The sequence below is a fragment of the Janthinobacterium sp. PSPC1-1 genome (assembly GCF_049897625.1).
In the GTDB taxonomy this organism is placed as follows: domain Bacteria; phylum Pseudomonadota; class Gammaproteobacteria; order Burkholderiales; family Burkholderiaceae_D; genus Janthinobacterium; species Janthinobacterium tructae.
Genome location: NZ_JAFCWP010000026.1, coordinates 1 through 1,277 on the forward strand (window position 1 = coordinate 1; position 1,277 = coordinate 1,277).

General features: G+C 48.2%; 2 tRNA genes and 1 rRNA gene. All 3 read left to right on the top strand.

What is annotated here, in order from left to right:
* Nucleotides 1-128 precede the first annotated feature (128 nt).
* Nucleotides 129-205, top strand: a tRNA-Ile gene (locus tag ACP7EG_RS27635).
* Nucleotides 206-224: 19 nt separating this feature from the next.
* Nucleotides 225-300: transfer RNA gene (locus ACP7EG_RS27640), tRNA-Ala, on the top strand.
* 251 nt (nucleotides 301-551) lie between these two features.
* A 23S ribosomal RNA gene (locus tag ACP7EG_RS27645) occupies nucleotides 552-1,277 on the top strand; the annotation flags it as partial.

The following is a 1,277-nucleotide window of genomic DNA, read 5'->3' on the forward strand; positions in this document are numbered from 1 at the left end:
CGGAAGGTGCGGCTGGATCACCTCCTTTCTAGAGTTTGCACGAGTCAGGTAACTGATTCACGCATCAAATGTTCACACTTATCGGCTGTTTAATTAAGAAGAAACAGTAGTCGTAGTAGTTCCGCGTTGGGGCTGTAGCTCAGCTGGTTAGAGCACCGTGTTGATAACGCGGGGGTCGTTGGTTCGAGTCCAACCAGCCCTACCAGCTAATTAGTAAAATCTCAGGGGGATTAGCTCAGCTGGGAGAGCACCTGCTTTGCAAGCAGGGGGTCGTCGGTTCGATCCCGTCATCCTCCACCAAAGTTTTACTCGAAAGTACAAATGTAAGCCTCTGGGTTTAGATTTGATCTTTTAGCGATCAAAGCTGTTTCGTTCTTTAACAATCTGGAAGAAGTAAAGATTATTTATTGATCAAGTCTATGCGTGCAGCAATGCATGAGGCGACTTGATGGGTAATGATTGTATGTATCAACAAACAAGCAACAACGTTGTACTTTCTTATTCCTGTAACGCTCTTTCATCATGTAAATGATGAGAGGCTAACGTTATAGGGACAAGCGAATAAGTGCACATGGTGGATGCCTTGGCGATTACAGGCGATGAAGGACGTAGTAGCTTGCGATAAGCTGCGGGGAGTGAGCAAACACACTTTGATCCGCAGATTTCCGAATGGGGCAACCCACCCTTTTAGGGTATTGCATACTGAATACATAGGTATGCAAGGCGAACGCGGCGAACTGAAACATCTAAGTAGCTGCAGGAAAAGAAATCAACCGAGATTCCCAAAGTAGCGGCGAGCGAAATGGGAAGAGCCTGTACGTGATAGTCGGACCGATAACAGAATCCCCTGGAAATGGGAGCCATAGTGGGTGATAGCCCCGTATGTGAAATTGGACCGGTGATACTAAGCGTACGACAAGTAGGGCGGGACACGTGACATCCTGTCTGAATATGGGGGGACCATCCTCCAAGGCTAAATACTCGTAATCGACCGATAGTGAACCAGTACCGTGAGGGAAAGGCGAAAAGAACCCCGGAAGGGGAGTGAAATAGATCCTGAAACCGTGTGCATACAAACAGTAGGAGCGGACTTGTTCCGTGACTGCGTACCTTTTGTATAATGGGTCAGCGACTTACATTCAGTGGCAAGGTTAACCATATAGGGAAGCCGTAGAGAAATCGAGTCCGAATAGGGCGATCAGTCGCTGGGTGTAGACCCGAAACCAAGTGATCTACTCATGGCCAGGATGAAGGTGCGGTAACACGCCCTGGAGGTC